The sequence below is a fragment of the Candidatus Enterovibrio escicola genome (assembly GCF_002464935.1).
GTDB lineage: Bacteria > Pseudomonadota > Gammaproteobacteria > Enterobacterales > Vibrionaceae > Enterovibrio > Enterovibrio escicola.
This window is the reverse complement of record NZ_NBYY01000016.1, coordinates 61169-79047: the sequence shown is the minus strand read 5'-3', so window position 1 is coordinate 79047 and position 17879 is coordinate 61169. Positions and strand designations below refer to the sequence as shown.

The 17879-nt window shown below is 39.4% G+C and carries 8 protein-coding genes and 10 pseudogenes; 10 read left to right on the top strand and 8 right to left on the bottom strand.

The window, feature by feature from the left end; translation table 11 throughout:
* Positions 1 to 439: 439 nt before the first annotated feature.
* The 4 genes and pseudogenes from BTN49_RS17875 to aspS all read left to right on the top strand — a co-directional run.
* A pseudogene (locus tag BTN49_RS17875) lies at positions 440 to 772 on the top strand (transposase zinc-binding domain-containing protein); the annotation flags it as partial.
* 277 nt (positions 773 to 1049) lie between these two features.
* Positions 1050 to 1298: pseudogene (locus tag BTN49_RS13110) on the top strand (IS982 family transposase); the annotation flags it as partial.
* 75 nt (positions 1299 to 1373) lie between these two features.
* Positions 1374 to 1769, top strand: a pseudogene (tnpA, locus tag BTN49_RS07095) (IS200/IS605 family transposase).
* A 2167-nt stretch (positions 1770 to 3936) separates the two neighbouring features.
* Positions 3937 to 5718: an aspartate--tRNA ligase gene (gene aspS / locus BTN49_RS07090; protein WP_097356594.1), complete on the top strand. Its 1782-nt coding sequence runs from the start codon at positions 3937 to 3939 to the stop codon at positions 5716 to 5718.
* 284 nt (positions 5719 to 6002) lie between these two features.
* Here the strand turns inward: aspS and BTN49_RS20780 are convergent.
* Positions 6003 to 6098: pseudogene (locus BTN49_RS20780) on the bottom strand (IS5/IS1182 family transposase); the annotation flags it as partial.
* A gap of 89 nt (positions 6099 to 6187) precedes the next feature.
* Between BTN49_RS20780 and BTN49_RS22235 the strand changes: the two are divergent.
* Positions 6188 to 6856, top strand: a pseudogene (locus BTN49_RS22235) (transposase); the annotation flags it as partial.
* Between the two features lie 119 nt (positions 6857 to 6975).
* Here the strand turns inward: BTN49_RS22235 and BTN49_RS17870 are convergent.
* A pseudogene (locus BTN49_RS17870) lies at positions 6976 to 7802 on the bottom strand (IS5 family transposase); the annotation flags it as partial.
* Positions 7803 to 8396: 594 nt separating this feature from the next.
* Here BTN49_RS17870 and BTN49_RS16725 point away from each other — a divergent pair.
* The 3 genes and pseudogenes from BTN49_RS16725 to BTN49_RS17865 all read left to right on the top strand — a co-directional run bounded on the left by BTN49_RS16725 (position 8397) and on the right by BTN49_RS17865 (position 10782).
* Positions 8397 to 8588, top strand: coding sequence for a hypothetical protein (locus BTN49_RS16725; protein WP_146679247.1), 192 nt, complete (start codon positions 8397 to 8399; stop codon positions 8586 to 8588).
* A gap of 572 nt (positions 8589 to 9160) precedes the next feature.
* The gene (gene motY / locus BTN49_RS07070) at positions 9161 to 10009 is read left to right on the top strand and encodes a flagellar protein MotY (protein ID WP_223823812.1); all 849 of its coding nucleotides are present in this window, start codon (positions 9161 to 9163) and stop codon (positions 10007 to 10009) included.
* Between the two features lie 359 nt (positions 10010 to 10368).
* Positions 10369 to 10782, top strand: a pseudogene (locus tag BTN49_RS17865) (transposase).
* Between the two features lie 47 nt (positions 10783 to 10829).
* Here BTN49_RS17865 and BTN49_RS17860 read toward each other — a convergent pair.
* Positions 10830 to 11139, bottom strand: a pseudogene (locus BTN49_RS17860) (transposase); the annotation flags it as partial.
* A gap of 185 nt (positions 11140 to 11324) precedes the next feature.
* Here BTN49_RS17860 and gloA point away from each other — a divergent pair.
* Positions 11325 to 11732, top strand: coding sequence for a lactoylglutathione lyase (gene gloA, locus BTN49_RS07055; RefSeq protein ID WP_097356589.1), 408 nt, complete (start codon positions 11325 to 11327; stop codon positions 11730 to 11732).
* 1163 nt (positions 11733 to 12895) lie between these two features.
* Here the strand turns inward: gloA and grxD are convergent.
* Complete coding sequence (grxD, locus tag BTN49_RS07050) at positions 12896 to 13234, bottom strand: Grx4 family monothiol glutaredoxin (protein WP_097356588.1); 339 nt, start codon at positions 13232 to 13234, stop codon at positions 12896 to 12898.
* A gap of 248 nt (positions 13235 to 13482) precedes the next feature.
* Between grxD and BTN49_RS07045 the strand changes: the two genes are divergently transcribed.
* A complete protein-coding gene (locus BTN49_RS07045) occupies positions 13483 to 14067 on the top strand; it encodes a Fe-Mn family superoxide dismutase (protein ID WP_097356587.1) in 585 nt (194 codons plus the stop codon).
* A 115-nt stretch (positions 14068 to 14182) separates the two neighbouring features.
* On the opposite strand, the gene asd is transcribed toward BTN49_RS07045, so the two are convergent.
* The 4 genes and pseudogenes from asd to BTN49_RS07030 all read right to left on the bottom strand — a co-directional run bounded on the left by asd (position 14183) and on the right by BTN49_RS07030 (position 17591).
* On the bottom strand, positions 14183 to 15301 hold the full coding sequence (gene asd / locus BTN49_RS07040; protein WP_097356586.1) for an aspartate-semialdehyde dehydrogenase: 1119 nt from the start codon (positions 15299 to 15301) through the stop codon (positions 14183 to 14185).
* A 347-nt stretch (positions 15302 to 15648) separates the two neighbouring features.
* Positions 15649 to 16449, bottom strand: a pseudogene (locus BTN49_RS22230) (transposase).
* Between the two features lie 548 nt (positions 16450 to 16997).
* Positions 16998 to 17090, bottom strand: a pseudogene (locus BTN49_RS17850) (putative peptidoglycan-binding domain-containing protein); the annotation flags it as partial.
* 15 nt (positions 17091 to 17105) lie between these two features.
* Entirely contained in the window at positions 17106 to 17591 is a 486-nt protein-coding gene (locus BTN49_RS07030; protein WP_223824043.1) for a glycosyl hydrolase 108 family protein, read from the bottom strand.
* Positions 17592 to 17879: the final 288 nt, after the last annotated feature.

Sequence of the window (17879 nt, the reverse complement as noted above, 5' to 3'; positions counted from 1 at the left end):
TCACCACTCCTCCCGTAGGGTGACGTATGCGTACTAAGATGCTCATGAATGAAGGCTTGAGTTCTCTCTGTAATACTGCCAAAATTCAGCATGTTCGTGGCGTTTAGATGAGTTTATTTAGCCCGTTTTAATACAAGGTGATGATAGTCACACGCTATGAAACTTGTCTAGGATATGGCGCTTGATTTCTCGTTTTACCTAGGAATTTTCTTTCAGAAACTATATGTGGTGGGCTTAAGTCATGTCCATGTCTGTGACACATTTAGTACGATTAAACAGATAGAAGGCATGAATGAGTTTCAAATGTATCAAATCGAAGCTGCTTCGCTTTAAACGTGTTTTTATTACGCATTGGGCTATATTTATATCCAGTCATCCCCGCTATGACACCTATTATTATCATTTAGAAATCGCTAAGATGCTGTAGTGTGGAAGCTCAGAAAATAGCTTTACCACTTACCAATGCTTAGGTTGCGGTCAAGAGCACTATAAAGTTAACTTTAGTTGTAAGGGGAAATTTTGTCTGCAATGTGGAAAGGATTATGTACGGGATAGTATGGTCAAAAACGGCGTCCGCCTATTTCTGAGAGTGAGCTATCAGCAATTTATCTTAATATTTCCTGAGCAACTTCGTATTCCTTTCCATAATCACTCCAATAAGAAGTGTTTGTATTCTGGGTTTATGGTCTTGGCGGAAGCTTGCTTATTAGAGTTGATTCAGGCGCACTTTAAGACTGATGCGTGTGAAATCACTGTCAGTGTTTTCATCTAGACCCATAGTCGTAATGGCAACTAGAATCCGCATTTACATGTGATACTGACTGAAGGTGCATTTTTTCCTTAAAACCTTAGGTTGGAAAGGGTTTCAGCATTTATCGTTATCTCAGCTACGATTACGTTGGCAAAAACACTTACTGAAGTTAATGGAGATTAAATTTCCAATGCGTCAATATGTAATTAACCTAAGCCGCGCATAAGAAATGATCTAAATGCCAAAGTCGCGATCTGATCGTTTAAAAAAACTATTGACTGCATAAGGACTTTTGGCATTGAATAACTTAGTCGCTGTTTTCGTTGATGTCGCTGATTTCTACCAGACTTTCCTCCCTGCATGGGAAAAACACCTCATTTCTTCCGGTATCAAACAAAGAAACAAGGCTTGTCTACTCTCAGTTAGAGAAGTGATGACGAGAGTGATAGCTTTCCATCAATCGGGGTATCAAGACTTCAAAACTTATTACATCCACTTTATTTGCCGCTACCTCACCAACGAATTTCCTGAATTATTTAGCCACACGTGAATACTTAAGCTCATGTAACGTATTCTGAAATAAGAGATTATATGATAAAATGCAAGTTAGTCAGTGCATATTATGCACGTAGACACAGTTGCTATTCTTTTACACATACACGTCGTGTTTGTAACCAAATACAGACGTAGAGTTTTAGGTGATTCACTCTGATCAGTCTTGAAGTGATATTTAAAGAGCTTTCCTTGGGGTTTAATGCCGAGCTTAGTAAATTTAACAGGGAAGGTGATTACGTTCACTTGTTAGTCTCAACATCACCCAAATACTCGCAGCATTGCGAAATTTGTTAACTCACTTAAAGCCGTTAGTTCCAGAAGACGTCGATGGGAGTTTAATGATATTGCGGGTGCGTTTGGCCAGAATATTCTCTGGAGTCGTAGTTATTTTGCAGGAACCTGTGAAGGTGCTCCGTTATATGTGATAAAGCAATACATCCATCAACAGGATAGGCCGCATTAAGCGGTTACGACGCTTAATAAATTCCCTTTCCTTAGGGCCGAGGAAAAAGCAAACTTCGGTCGTTCGCGTGATTTCGTCCTAACTCATAGTTTATGTTTGCAAATGAACGAGATTAAGCAGTTGTTTGTTTACTGATATTGGAGTGAGCTCAACCAAGTGTTCTGGCAATCTGGCTAAAGGAATCACCCTCAGCGAATCATTGCTCAATATAAAATTGGTCATTGTCATTTAACTGTTTATGAGCCATGCACATCTTCAAGCCAAAGGAGGATGAGGAGGATGAGGAGAATGTACTCTAGTCTGGCTGACTCTCCGTTCGGTTGTGCATTTCACCTGACGGAGGGTGTTTTCATAATGATAATTACAAGCACGTAAATGGTAAGTCCATTAACATTTTCCCTTCAATTTAAATTTAATTTGAACAAGAACAAAAGGAATCTGGGTGAGCTTACAATTCTGCAGTGTCTGACAATGGTACACTTGCCACAGCTACAACGTTTTAAGTGGTATGCGGTAAGAATAAGAAACTAAAAGTTGCTAAGTCTGGATTCAGCAAAATCAGTTTTAAGAGTAGAAAGAGTTTTAAGTATTCATTAAGCATCGAGCGTCTACCAAAAAGCTTAAATCCTTGCATACAAGCGATAGGCAATATCCATTTAACTGAAAGTGTACCAAGTGAAGCAATTAGTAAAAATTGTATTATCACTTGTGATAAAGGACGTTAGTTCATCCAAGTATAACAACATATTAAGCTTAAGACCAAAATCTAAGGTGAAGTAAAATGTGTTGGCATTGATCAAGGTGTATGAATGTTTGTGACTTGTTTTAGTAAAAATGATGAGCTGATTGTTGGTGATAACTTTGGCAAAGAAAAATCATTCTGATTAATGAAGCGAGTGGATAAGCTAATCGGATAAAATAGAAAGTTTTAAACAATCCAAAAGGCGTTATATTCATAAATATTCCTCAGTGGGTTAAGACTCGAATTGTTCATTTCTTATGCGCTGCTAAGGTTAATTAAATTACTGGTTACATTCTCATTACTGCTTAGCGCGCTAGCCAATGCAATGTTGAATCTTATTACTGATATTTCATGGCGATGTATGTTTCCTCTTAACTATTGATGGTATTAGGTTAATGGCTGGTGATAGGGCAATATTGGAAATCTAGTTTGTACTTGTATACCCATTCAAACATCCTTTTTTTGGCTACAAACACAATTTTGGGAATCATCTAAAATGATAGATACCGTTTCTAAATATTATAGAATTATGATTTCTGGAAGGTTCTTAGAAAGAATGATAAAGCAAAATTTGGAGGATCTCTCAATACAAGTAATGGTCCCTGTCACGCTTTTCAACAAATACACTGCTTATAAAGCAAAATCTTTGCTATACCGATTATAACTGAGTTGGTTCGAACATGAAATAACGACTACCTTTGTTCAAGCAAGGATCAATCATAACTCTAAGAAATTTTTAGGGTTTAAGCAACCTACCGTCGTTTTTAAAGAAATGGTATTAGCTGCTTGATTGGAAAGTTTCACACTTCCGACTTTAATTCATAGGATCATACGTGGTAACGATAGCGTGAGTATCAATTACAGCTGATACTATGATTTTAAACCGTCTTTGTGTGTTGTAAAATACGATATTTAACGTCAATGGTAGCTGTAATGATAACCATGCAAAGGTAGGCATGCTACACGAAAAATAACCTATTGAATATATAACCAACACTTTCTTGTAGAAAATCGTTTTTCCTCCACTTTGAGTGCCTGTTATATAAAGATTTTAGTACCACGGATTATGCTACTATTGCGTTAGACCAAGTCAAATCTTAGGGGTAAAAGCTAATTGAAGGGTATCTTTAACATCACATCCCTGCATTGTTGGTTTTGATTATTTTAGTTTGCAACGTCATGCGGAGTTATTTGTTACTCTTTTATTGAGTGCATGGGTATTGTACCGATATTCAGTATCTCGTGATTTACTACGATCCAAATTTCCCTTTATATAGATGTTCCATTCTTCTTAATGTATTTTGGCATAGGTAAGTATGCGTTATATCCGCATCAAGTTCTAATAGAATCGTCAGCAAATCTGCTTTCGCAAATTTGCGATGATATGGCGCAATTGCACAGTAAATAAGAGACCTAGAAATTCATATGCGCACCCAATATTGTGGACACCTGAATAAAACCCTTGTAGGGGAGAATGTAGAACTTTGTGGTTGGGTAAACCGCCGTCGTGATTTGGGAGGACTTATATTCATCGATATGCGTGACCGTGAAGGTATAGTTCAAGTTATGGTAGATCCGAATATGAAAGACGTATTCGAGATTGCCAGCCAGCTACGTAATGAATTCTGTATAAAATTTATGGGTGAGGTTCGTCTTCGTCCTGAAAGCCAAATAAACAAAAATATGGCGACAGGGGAAGTAGAAGTATTTGCAAACTGTTTGGAGATTATTAGCCGTTCCGCGTCACTTCCACTGGATTTCAACCAAAATAATTCTGAAGAACAGCGCCTTAAGTTCCGTTATCTGGATCTGCGTCGTCCTGAAATGAGCAACCGCATGAAGTTACGCGCAAAAACTGCAAGCTTTATTCGTCACTTCTTAGATGACAATGGTTTTCTAGATATTGAAACCCCAGTACTGACTAAAGCAACACCAGAAGGCGCACGTGATTACTTGGTTCCTAGCCGTATTCACAAAGGTAGCTACTATGCATTGCCACAGTCACCACAGTTATTTAAACAACTGCTGATGATGTCCGGCTTCGATCGTTATTACCAAATTGTTAAGTGTTTCCGTGACGAAGACTTACGTGCAGATCGTCAGCCAGAATTTACCCAAATAGATATTGAAACTTCTTTCATGACTGCTGCTCAAGTGCGTGAAGTGACAGAAAGAATGATTCGTAACATGTGGAAAGAACTGCTAAACGTGGACTTAGGTGAATTTCCAATTATAACGTTTTCAGAAGCGATACGTCGCTTTGGTTCAGACAAACCAGACTTGCGCAATCCATTGGAGTTAGTTGATGTTGCTGACTTGCTAAAACACGTTGATTTTAAAATATTTTCAGACCCAGCAAACGATCCTAAAGGCCGAGTAGCAGCTATCAGGGTACCGAATTGCTCTTCGTTATCTCGTAAACAAATTAACGACTACAGCAAATTCGTCGGTGTCTACGGAGTTAAGGGTCTGGCGTGGATAAAAGTTAACGACCATGTTGCAGGTATACAAGGTATTCAATCTCCGGTTGCTAAATACCTCAGTAAAGATGTTGTGAATTGCATTCTGGAACGTACAGGTGCAAAATCCGGTGACATAATTTTGTTTAGTGCAGACAGCTACAAAGTAGTTACTGAAGCATTGGGTGCGTTACGTTTGAAACTGGGTAATGATTTGGGTTTAACTGACTTAAATAAATGGACACCCCTTTGGGTTGTTGATTTCCCAATGTTCGAGAAAGACGAAGAGGGTAATCTACACGTGATGCACCACCCGTTCACTTCTCCTTTGAACATGACACCAGAACAGTTAAAAGCAAATCCTGAGTCGGCAAACTCAAATGCATACGACATGGTATTGAACGGCTACGAAATCGGTGGCGGTTCTGTGCGTATTCATAGTACTGAAATGCAAACCGCAGTGTTCGACATTCTGGGTATTAAGTCTGACGAGCAGAAACAGAAATTTGGCTTTTTATTGGAAGCATTGCGATACGGTACTCCACCCCACGCGGGTCTTGCGTTCGGTTTTGACCGGTTGGTTATGCTGCTATGTGGTACAGATAATATTCGGGATGTTATAGCATTCCCTAAAACTACGTCAGCAGCATGCTTGTTAACGAATGCACCAAGTCTTGCAAATCCACTTTCGCTGGAAAATTTGGCAATTGCAGTGATTGCGAATAGCGACAAGGATATTTGTGAATAAGTCGGGTAAACTCCCTCATGAAATAAAGGTTAGGATCTCTGATCCTTACTTTTTTTACCGTCTGAAAGATATGGTTTTTCCTCATAACTATACCAAAATAATTTGGAAATTCTCGATTTTAGAAACTATCCATTTGAGGAAAAATATTCGTTGGTTTAACAGATAAACAGCAAACCATGATTAATCATGGAGCAACTCGTAGAAATTTAAGTTTTATATAAGTAAAGGGTGTTATTGATCAAATCAGGTCTATAATGCACTGAGCCCAATCTTTATTTACAGTCTTAATTTGTCTGATGACGAACAGGCATACCGAGTTTTATAACTTTGTTTATTGCGTTCATATTTGCTAGCGCTTCACTAATTTGAGCGTTATAATTGACATGAACTGCGCATAAGAAATGAACTAAATACCCACGTCGTGATCTGATCGTTCTAAAAAAACTATTGACTGCATAAGGACTTGGATATGAATAAGTTACCCGCTGTTGTCGTCGATGTTGATGTCTTCTGCCAAACTTTCCTCCCTGCATGGTAAAAACACTTAATTTCTTCCGGTATCAAACAAAGAAACAAGCTTTTGAGCCTCTCAGTTAGCAAAGTGATGACGATAGTGATAACTTTTCATTAGTCTGGGTATCAAGACTTTAAAACTTACTCCTTCCACTTTATTTGCCACTACCTCACCAACTAATTTCCTGAATTAGTCAACTGCACGCAAATGCGCTAACTCATGCAAAGTGTTCTGGTTCCGCTTAGCTCTCTTACCTCACTGACCGTCAGGCAAGGCCGATAGGGATTGCCTGACGGTCAGTGAGGTAAGAGCTACAGGCTTGTTACAACTTACGCATTTTTAGATATCAGGTTTTTAAAGGTACCTCGAAGCGAGGAAAAGAAATGTTGGGGTGGTTTTACTGTTTCAAATTACACCTTATGATCAATGGATCAAGGTGGCATTATCTTAACGTCTAACGTGGATGATAGAAAGCCTGTGTTGGAAATGGTTGACGAGCTTTGGGGGTGTATATATGGAGATAAAGGTTATATCTCTGGTCCATTGGCGCGGGAACTCACAGACAAGGGAGTGACACTGATAACGGGTATGAAAAAGGATATGAAACTCAAAGTAATGAAACTTTAGAACCGCCTGATTCTCCGGAAACGATTTATTATTAAACCAGTTTTTGACTAACTAAAGAAGCAGAGCATCAAAATGACTCGGCTTGATAAGCAATTTCTTACGAAGATCTAAGGTTAATTATGAAGAGTGAGCTTAGGGCTAAGCAACTGTTTATAGATAAACATTCCTTTCTCTGATAATGAGCGTTTGTGATAATCTCTGTCCTTTTCTACTCCGCGAGTTTATCCTCTTTTAATGCCTTTACAGCTTCATTTCTAGGATGCCATTTCTTCCAGTAGCCCGCATTGCTTCGAGGTGGAATATTGGGCGTTATTCCTTTATTTTTTAATACGTGGTGACACGCTCTTGTGTCATAGGATCCATCAATACTGGCTTGCGGTATCTTTCATCGTAATGGGTTAAGCAATGTAGGTAAAACCTCATTATCACTCACAGCAACTGGGCTAACTTCTGCAGTAATCACCTCATGAGTAGACACATCAACGGCAAGATGAAGTTTATGCCAGATATACCGCTTCTTCTAACCATGTTTACGCGTACTCCATTCGCCTTCGCCGTATACCTTTAGGCCTGTGGCATGAATAATAACGTGGGAGACGGCTCCTCGACTCGGCAAATGGCACTTAACTTTTACGGTCTTCGAATGCTTACTAATGCAAGTGTATTTAGGGAACTTCAGCGGGATATTCATCAACGTAAAAACTGAATTGAGAAAGCCTTTTAACGCACGAAGTGTAACCTTGAAAATACCTTTCACCATCAGTGCCGTTTTAATTGAGGTATCCGAAAATATAAACTCATGGCCACGATGTCCGTGGTGCTTTGGACAATGCTATAGCTTAATGGTAACGTCGCTTATCCAAAAAGTGACTGAAACTCCGTTTACTACAAATGCTTGATTATATTGTTTCCAGTTACTGATCTTGTGTTTGACCTTTCCCATTATCACCTGCCATTTAACTCCATGATGATTTTATCTTAGGAATTGCGATTAGTTCAAATGTTTTGAAAAAAACGCCATCGTAAGGGATACAGTATCCGTAGTATTACCAAAAAGCTTGCTATATCAAGAAACACGGTGAGATCTTATCTATGAACTTAAGTGGTGACGCCTACCTATTCCAAGCAAGAGCAACGTCTAACAAAACTTGCTCCATATGAGGTTTACCCTTGCATTCAGGTAATAACTTCAATACTTATGGTTTAGCGTGAAAGGGGCAACAAACTACCGAAAGTGGTACGCTCTTTTCTCCAAAGAAACAATCAGTACTCCTATGAATTATCAATAGTTGTCCACGGGAAAAAGGCAAGTTATATCGTTACTTAAGGCTGGGACATAGACGATATCGAAAAGGTCGACAAGATAAGGTACTAACCATCAAAAGTCGCTCTCCATTGATGAGCAATCATCGTTTGTAGATAGTCAGGAATTATTTAGTAATTGGAAAATTGATACAATTACAAGTAAAAAGGGTACTAGTGGCATCATCACGATATTAGACTGTAAAAGTCGTTTTTATTTAATTTTACTTTACAAGTGGCATCGAAATCGGCATCAACAGTCACAGCAGTGACTGTTGATTTACTGATGCTATACAAGAAGTATCACCATACGATTATGGCAGATAATAGTCTAGATTTTTCCTATCATGAAAAAATAGCAAAAGATTTAGATGTTGAAATTCACTTTTTATGCCCTTTACACTGCATGGAAACGAGGAAAAAATGAACATACAACGGGCTTTTTAGACAGTACGTAAAAAAGGAACAAACTTAATAAGGGTCACGAACGAAGATATTACCTTCGCTCCAGCAAGGATTAATCATCACCCTAAAAAATATTTAAGTATCCTGCCGTTATTTGTAAACAAATGGCATTAGTAACACACTTGGAAAGTATCGTACTTAAAACTTAAACTTGAATTTATTATTACCGATAACGTGGGTATCCCACCAGAGCCGAAACCCTGTTTTTAACCGTTTTTGTGTTCTTTCATCTAGGAATTTTCTCCTAGAAACTATATGTGGTGGGGTTTAAGGCATATCCTAGCAAAAATGATATTTAATGTTAACGCTAGCTATAATGGTCATCCTACAAAAATATGGTATTTTACATGAAGGACACTCTATTAAATACATAACTCGATAGAATTTTGATACTCAAACCTGCATTTTCAAGTTGATTTGGCATAAACCTAAAGAAGTGAATCAGTTTTCCGATAAAACAAGCATTCCTTTATATTTTTGGATTCAGGAAACCATCCTAGTATGATGCTAACCAAAGCTTACGTATTGTTATGCATGGCAACCAGTATATTTCCAGCGCCTGTGAGCACCAGTAAGTTTTATGGTGCAAAACCCATCGATTCAGTATGGGAGGTTACTGTCGATGCGCCAATTGAATGTCGTATCGAGCACATGATCCCTAACTACGGGATAGCTACTTTTACTTCCCACGCCAGTAAGAAAAGCAATCTATATTTTGAACTTGAGATGCTACGACCAATGGGTAAAACAGCAGATGTTGTGTTGCTTTCTATGCCTCCTGTATGGATGCCAGGCGAGCCCTCCGAATACCTTGATCGGTTGCATTTCTTTAAACAGTTTGATGGTTACATCCATGGGAAAACAGCTTGGAGCATATTAGCAGAATTAGAAAAAGGTCGTTTTCCAACATTCAGTTTTCACGAATGGAAAAATCGAGATAAGCGTGTTGATGTTGCATTATCTGCCGTATCTTTCCAACTGCCCTACACTGAATTTAGTGGCTGTATTTCCCGTTTGTTACCTTACTCTTTTGAGGACATTGCGTTTACTACACTTCATTATCAGGATAGCAGCGCTAATCTAAATAAATCCTCGATGAGGAAATTATCTCAAATTGCTGAATTTATTCGTTACAGCCCTGACATAGATTTGGTATTCCTTGCGACTTATACTGACACCCACGGTGCAAGATCTGCGAATCAGCGAATGTCGGAAGTAAGATCTAGGAAACTCGAAGAGTATTTTATGTCTCTCGGGTTGCCAAACGATCGCATTGAGGTCAAATCTTTTGGTGAACGCAGACCCATTGCTGAAAACAAAAGTCCTATCGGGCGTAATAAGAACCGACGTGTAGTCATCTCTCTCGGTCGCTCAATGAGCTAGTAAACCTGAGCTGCCCATAAGAAAAGATCTAAATGCTCAAGTTGCGATCTGATCGTTTAAAAAATATCGACTGCATAAGGACTTATGCATGAATAACTTAGACAAAGTTTTCGTCGATGTCGATGACTTTGCCAGATATTCCTCCCTGCAATAGGAGGAATATCTCATTTCTTCCGGTGTCAAATAAGGAAATAAGCCTTTTATCCTCTCAGTTAGAGAAGTGATGACGATAGTGATAGCTTTCCATTAGTCTGGATATCAAGACTTTAAAACTTATTACATCCACTCTGTTTACTGCTATCTTACCAACTAATTTCCTGAATTACTCATCTACATGCTAATGCTCAAGTTCATGCAAGGTGTTCTGGTTCCTATTTGCTCTTACCTCTTACCTCACTCACCGTGAGGCAAGGCCGACAAGGATTGCTTTCGTTGATTCGTCCAAGCTACAGGCTTGTTATAACCTACGCATTCTCAGACATCAGGTTTTTAAAGGTGCCGAGAAGCGAGGAAAATGAATAAGGAGGTGGTTCTACAGTCTCAAATCATACCTGATTATCAATGACCAAGGTGGTATTATCTCAGTAAAATTGATGACTACTAACGTGAATGATAGGAAGCTTGTGCCGGGAATGGCTGACGAGATTTTGGGGTGTTTATACGGAAATAAAGGCTATATCTCTTATCCATTGAAGCGGGAAGTTGTAGATAAGGTAGTGACCATAATAACGGGTGTAAAAAATAATATGAAACTAAAAGTGATGAAACTTTAGGACCGCCAGATCCGCCGCTTCTCCTTACCTTGTTTACGCGTTTTTCATTCCCTCTCGCCGTATACTTTTAGGCTTGTGGCATCAATAACGACGTGGGCGACATCTCCTTAACTTGGTAAACTGTACTTAACTTCTACGGTCTTAGACCGCTTACTAAGGCAGGTGTTTCTATGGGATTTCAACGGGACATTTATCAACGTAAGAACCAAATTTAGAAACCTTCTAATCCACGAAGTGGGAGCTTGAACATACCTTTTACCATCAATGCCATGCCTTAATGGCAGTAGCGTCTATCCAAAAAGTGACTGAGCTTCGGTTTACTAATGGTTGATTATACTATTTACAGTTGCTGATCATTTGCTTGCCTTTCTCATCCTCACCTCCAGTTTAACTCCATGATGATCTAATCGTAGGGATTGCGATTAGTTCAGATATTTTGAAAATAACGACTATTACATCTAGTATCTTCAGATTGTTTGGGTATAGACGAATAAAATGATCCAGATATACTACTGATGAAATCAATTCTGATGGAGATCAAAATGAGTATTTGTCGTATCCTGCATACCATGCTCCGCGTTGCGAATTTGGATCGTTCAATTGTATTTTATACCGATGTTATGGGTATGCAGTTATTGCGTAAGAGTGAAAATTTACAATATAAATATACATTAGCCTTCGTCGGATACGGTGACGAATCACAAGGTTCAGTGCTCGAATTGACGTATAACTGGGGAATTTCAAAATATGAGCAGGGTTCCGCGTTTGGCCATATTGCTATCGGGGTTGATGATATCTATGCTAAGTGTGAGTTTATTCGTTCTGCAGGAGGTAAAGTGACGCGTGGAGCAGGTCCAGTAAAAGGGGGCGTTACTCACATCGCATTTGTTGACGATCCTGATGGTTACAAAATTGAACTAATCCAAAATAAAGAGTCGTCGTCTGGTTAATGAGATTAAGCGGTGTTGTTGATTAAATCAGGCCTATAATGCACTGACCAAAATCTTCTTTACAGTCTTAATTTGTTTACTGGCGGACAGGCATATCGCGTTTTATGACTTTGTTTTTTCACTTGGCGTTGTTTCCTAACTATCTGAACTAATCGCAATCCCTACGATTAGTTCATCATGGAGTTCAACGTGAGGTGAGGATTATGCTTGTGACACAAAAACAGGTCACCACGTACTTAAGAACAAAGGAATAACGCCCAGTATTCTACCTCTAAGCAACGCTAGATACTGGGAGGAAAGGTACCATTAGAAATGAAGTTGTAAAGGCGTTAGAAGAAGATAAATTGGCAGAGTGGAAAGAACTGAGTTTATTATAAACACTCATTAGTCGAAACAGCAATAGTTTCTCAGCCCTAAACTAACTCTTCGTGATTACAATGCTCAAGTTGGTGAAGCTCTGGCAAATGTGAAAACGATGAACAAAGTCATAGGATTAGGTATGCCTTTTGGTCAGCAGATAAATTGAGACTGTAAAAAGATGGGGATCAGTGCGTTATAGGCCTGATTTAATTAACAATTTCCCTACATACACGACATGGATTGGAAATGGCATTATTACCCTGATGGATAGAAAAATTAAAATTCCTATCCATCAACTTAAGGGATAGTCATTAAATACTCTATCCATAGTCAAACAAGGATGAGAGAACTCATATGAACAGTGATGAAAGGGGTAGTATGAGCAAACGCCATCATCTCTATGTAGAGCCCACGGTGTACGTTACGATAAGGTCAACTCTACTTACACGTCATTATGGACGTTGATGAGAAACGGAAGAAAAAAAGGGATTGAGGTCAACCAGCTAGTCCAGTAACCTTTCTTTATTAGAATTAGCCTACTGTCATGTGCCTATGTGGTAAAAAATACCGTTTTATAATGTTTAGATCCTCTGCTGTTGTCAAAGTTTAACTCTGTTGTAGGCTATGAGAAATTCTTTGAATTTAAAAGCTATAATTTACAGGAAAACCACCCACTGACAGTATTCAGTTAGGTCACTATAACTACCTCTATCAGGATATAGGATAGAGAGTCAACACATGATATCCATTGAATAATCAGTAGATTTTTCTTCTACAACCTAACCTTAGGATATTGTGATAGCTTAGCTAGCTTTTTCAGTATCGCGACGTGAGGCTGCCTTTTTTATTATTAACTGAAGCTCACCTTTCTGGAACATTTCCAAAATGATATCACAGCCACCGATCAACTCACCTTCAACCCACAATTGTGGGAAAGTTGGCCACTGTGCATAAATAGGGAGTTCTGCTCGAATATCTGGGTTTAGCAGAATATCAATGTACGCGAACTTTTCACCACACGCCATCAACGCTTGGCTCGCTTGAGAAGAAAAGCCACAGTTAGGTAGTTTAGGTGATCCTTTCATATAAAGCAGAATCGTATTCTCTTTGAGCTGTTGTTTGATTTTATCAAAATTTTCCATTACTTCCTCGAATGCCAAATATGATGATTGTTTTAATTATAACTGGGAAAAGAAGAAAAAAAATATCTAATATTTGTGTTAACGTATTCCTAAGCTTTTCCTAAATTCTTCTTTTAATAAAGAAACAACTTGCTAAACTGTTTCATAGTTAGTCTATAAGTAGATACGTATACCTATAAAGTCTACTACAGACCCAAAGGAAGCAATAATTTAAGGGGGTGACCCCACCCTCCATGGAGAATCAAGTAATGGCATTTCAACTACCAGCTCTTCCTTTCGAAAAGGACGCTCTTGAACCATATATATCTCAAGAGACTCTAGAATACCACTATGATAAACACCATAACACCTATGTGGTAAAGCTTAATGGTCTAATCAAAGACACCGAGTTCGAAAATAAATCTCTGGAAGAAATTATTAAAACCTCTACTGGCGGTGTGTTCAACAATGCAGCTCAGATCTGGAATCATACGTTCTACTGGCAATGCCTGAGTCCAAATGGTGGTAACGACCCAACAAGTGACGTAGCTGATGCACTTGCTAAGTCATTCAATTCTTTGTCAGAATTTAAAGTTAAATTTACTGATTTAGCAATCAACAATTTTGGTTCTTCTTGGACTTGGTTGGTAAAAAAATCTGATGGGTCACTGGATATCATAAACACATCAAACGCTGGCACACCACTGACCGAAGAATATATCACGCCACTGCTAACTGTTGACCTGTGGGAGCATGCTTACTACATCGATTTCCGCAATCTTCGTCCAGATTACATGAAGGCATACTGGTCTCTGGTTAACTGGGAGTTTGTTGCTAAGAACCTCGCTGTATAAAACCGAGCGCTGCAAGAAAAGTACGTAACTTTTCAGTTAACATTGAAGCCCAATGGGGGATTACCCTGTCGCTGTTGGGTATTTTTGAGAATAACAATAGTCAGCCTAGCTGCACTTATGTTATTTCTGCAAGAATGATTCGCAATGTACGGAACAAGGGTTCTGCTGCACCCCACAACAGTTGATCACCTACGGTGAACACGTTGAGGAAATCACCACCCATCGTCATTTTACGTAAACGACCGACTGGCACTGACAATGTGCCAGTCACCCTTGCTGGTGACAATTCTTGAACAGTAATACCACGTTCGTTTGGAATCACTTTCACCCAATCATTGTGCTCTGCAATGAGATCTTCGATGTCAGCTAATGGGATATTTTTCTTCAGTTTGAACGTTAATGCTTGGCTATGACAGCGCATTGCACCGATACGCACACAAGTGCCATCAATCGGTATAGGATTATCTTGAAGACCCAATATTTTGTTGGTTTCAACGGCAGCCTTCCATTCTTCTTTGCTTTGACCACTTTCGCATTTAACACCTATCCATGGGATTAAAGAACACGCAAGTGGCGCCCCAAATTCAGATATCGGAAAACTTGAAGATCGCAGTATTTCTGCAACTTTACGGTCGATATCTAGAATAGAAGTAGATGGATTGGCAAGATCCAGACTCACCGTATCATTAACCAGACCCATTTGCTTGATCAGTTCACGCATATTTTTTGCACCTGCACCAGATGCAGCTTGAAAAGTTTGCGTTGCCATCCACTCAACTAAACCAGATTGATAGAGGCCACCAACAGCCATCAACATCAGATTTACTGTACAGTTGCCACCGACATAGGTTTTCAGGTCATTGTGGAGACCTTCTTGAATCTGCTTCAGGTTGATCGGATCCAGAGTAATAATACTGTCTTCTTTCATACGTAGCGTGGATGCAGCATCAATCCAATAGCCTTTCCAACCAGCTGTCCGCAACTTTGGATAAACTGCTTCTGTATACCTGCTACCTTGACAGGTGATAACGACATCCAGTGTTCTCAAGCCTTCGATGTCAAAGGCATCTTTAAGAAGACCTGCATCTTTACCATAATCAGGTGCTGGAATACCTACTTGAGAGGTGCTATAAAAGATCGGATCGATAGTGTCAAAAGTACGTTCCTCTACCATACGTTGCATAAGTACAGAACCCACCATACCTCGCCAGCCAACTAAGCCTACTCTTTTCATCCTCTTTCAAACTCCTTGTTCCGGATTCCTAGCTCATCCTGAATATTAACGACTTAAATAACAAGTAAAAAGTGCATATTTTTACCTAAGCCATAAAAAATATTAATTGAACGTAAGCGACAAAAATTATCCATGTATGAATACGCAAGGAGCACGACAGAGCACTTGAAACTAGGTTATCTATTCGGTATTTTTGATTAAAAAAGGCCTATAACGTACTGATTCAAATTGTCTTACAGTCTTAATTTCTCTGATGGCGAACAGGCATACCGAGTCTTATAACTTTCTTCATCGCTTTCATATTTACCAGATCTTCACTAACTTAAGCATTATAATTAACCTCAGATCTACATAATCGCTTGCTTATCAAGTCGAGTTATCTTGCTGCTCGGCTTCTTTGGTTGAAATGAATACGCGATAAGCTCCGCCAGCAAGTTAACCATAAAGTTGATAGAATTACGATGCCGAGAATGCTCGATTTGGGATATTTCTTTAGTTGGTCAAAAACGGTTTCAATAATAAATCGTTTTCGGAGCATCAGACGATTCCAAAGTTTCATCACTTTGGATATCATGTTTTTTCACACCCGTTATCAGTGTTACTCCCTTGTCTGCGAGTTCCCGCTCCAATGGAGCAGAAATATAACCTTTGTCTCCGTATAAACATCCCAAAGTTCGTCAGCCATTTCTGACACAGGTTTTTTATCATCCACGTTAGCCATCGTTCTTTTTCCTAGCTTCGCGGTACATTTAAAAACCTGATGTCTGAGAATATGTAGGTTGTGACAAACCTGTAGCTTAGACGAATGAAAGAAGGCAATCCCCGTAGGGCTTTCCTGACGGTGAATGAGGTAAGAGTAAATCGGAACCAAAACACCTTTCATGATCTTGAGCACTCGTGTGTAACTGACTAACTAAGGAAATTCGTTGGTGAGGTAACGGCAAACAAAGTGGATGTAATAGGTCTTAAAGTCTCGATACCCTAATTGATGGAGAGCTATCACTATCGTCATCACTTCGTTAACGGAGAGGTGAGAAAGCTTGTTTCTTTATTTGATACTAGAAGATAATGAGGTGTTTTTCCCATGCAGGGAGGACAGTCTGGTAAAAGTCGTAGACATCGACGAAAATAGCATCTAGGTTATTCATATCTAAGTCCTTATGCAGGCGATAGTTTTTTAAGCGATCAGACTCGCGACTTTGAAATTTAGTTCATTTCTTATGCGCAGCTCAGGTTAAGTAGATGAAAGTAGGTTTGCCCAGAGTATGCCTCAAACATATGGTTACTCTTAAAAAGGAAGTCGATGCTATGGAGTTCATAATGGGCACTCTAAAGGAAGAGTTAACGCCATTGGCGTGCTATCTCAATTATATTTTTTAACGCTTAACATAGTAATTGTAAGTGTGAATGCGGAGGTATTTCACGTATGGATCGAACAAGATTTACTTCCGAAAGTTCCAGAGCAAGCCATAATTGTTATGGATTATGCCAATTTATTTTGATCTAGCTATATATAATGGTCGGTCTGAAGAGATTCGAACTCTTGACCCCTGCCACCCCATGACAATCTTATCACTTACCTATCATATTGATAAATAACGACAATCACCTGATTTTATGCTTATACAATACGACATTCTGAATCTTATAAGCGCTTATGAATCAAAAGGTTACAAATTAGTTTTGGAACCGCTTTCTACATTCCGACGCGGTTTTTCAGCCATCCATAGGTAAAGGTTTCGTTGCGTTTTCTGGCTTCTGAGATATCTAAGTATCTTGCGCCTTGGCTACAGTTGAGAGACTGCTACAGCACCAATTCACCTTCTATACCACGATGTTTCAGGAACGCTTTCAGTGAACTGACTGTTGCTATGCCAATGTGGCCATCAACGACTAGGTCTGGATAAAGCGTTTGTTGGTTGTTGTACACATTGAGCCAACGTTGCAGGAACTTGGCTGCGGTTGACTGACCCATGTTAATGCCTGTATCAATCACTTCTTCACAAAGAACGCTGCTTACTGCGTGAATATCGTCAAATCGAGGCGCTGAGATGTACTGTTTGGTGTAGATTTTGCATGTAATGCTTTGGGTCAGTTCGGACATTGGCCCGGTGTATCCGTTATTCCTTGCTGTTACTTCGGTAATTTCCCAAGTGGTATCACCGCCCATGTCGTTGGCATCATTAGAACGGTGGCCTTCCTTTTCCAATATCTCGTTAACGATCTGCTCAATTGAGCGTGATGTTGGGTACGTGCGCATAGTTATTTCTTCTATAGTGTCTATGCGCATTCTTATCTCGCTGGAAAACTCTTAAGATGGCGTTCTCTCGCTACCGATCCTTTAACACCGCAACACGATCATAAGAAAGGCGGCTTTCCATCCAGTGTTGTATATTTTCCCGTACCCCCTGAGAGGTTTCTGGCGCTAAAATAGGTTTTTAGCTTGAAAAATAAAATGGCGGGGCGAGCGTCTGGGCGCAACTCTGAGACCGCAGGATATTGTTCTGAGTTGTGGACTTGTGGGCTATTTTGTTCTAACCCGCGTTATTACTGGCTTCATCACTTTTTATCCCCCATA

Excerpts from the sequence above, each read along its gene's own strand:
- aspS (WP_097356594.1), top strand. The coding sequence starts at position 3,937 with ATGCGCACCCAATATTGTGGACACCTGAATAAAACCCTTGTAGGGGAG.
- motY (WP_223823812.1), top strand. The coding sequence starts at position 9,161 with ATGGCAACCAGTATATTTCCAGCGCCTGTGAGCACCAGTAAGTTTTAT.
- gloA (WP_097356589.1), top strand. The coding sequence starts at position 11,325 with ATGAGTATTTGTCGTATCCTGCATACCATGCTCCGCGTTGCGAATTTG.
- grxD (WP_097356588.1), bottom strand. The coding sequence starts at position 13,234 with ATGGAAAATTTTGATAAAATCAAACAACAGCTCAAAGAGAATACGATT.
- BTN49_RS07045 (WP_097356587.1), top strand. The coding sequence starts at position 13,483 with ATGGCATTTCAACTACCAGCTCTTCCTTTCGAAAAGGACGCTCTTGAA.
- asd (WP_097356586.1), bottom strand. The coding sequence starts at position 15,301 with ATGAAAAGAGTAGGCTTAGTTGGCTGGCGAGGTATGGTGGGTTCTGTA.
- BTN49_RS07030 (WP_223824043.1), bottom strand. The coding sequence starts at position 17,591 with ATGCGCATAGACACTATAGAAGAAATAACTATGCGCACGTACCCAACA.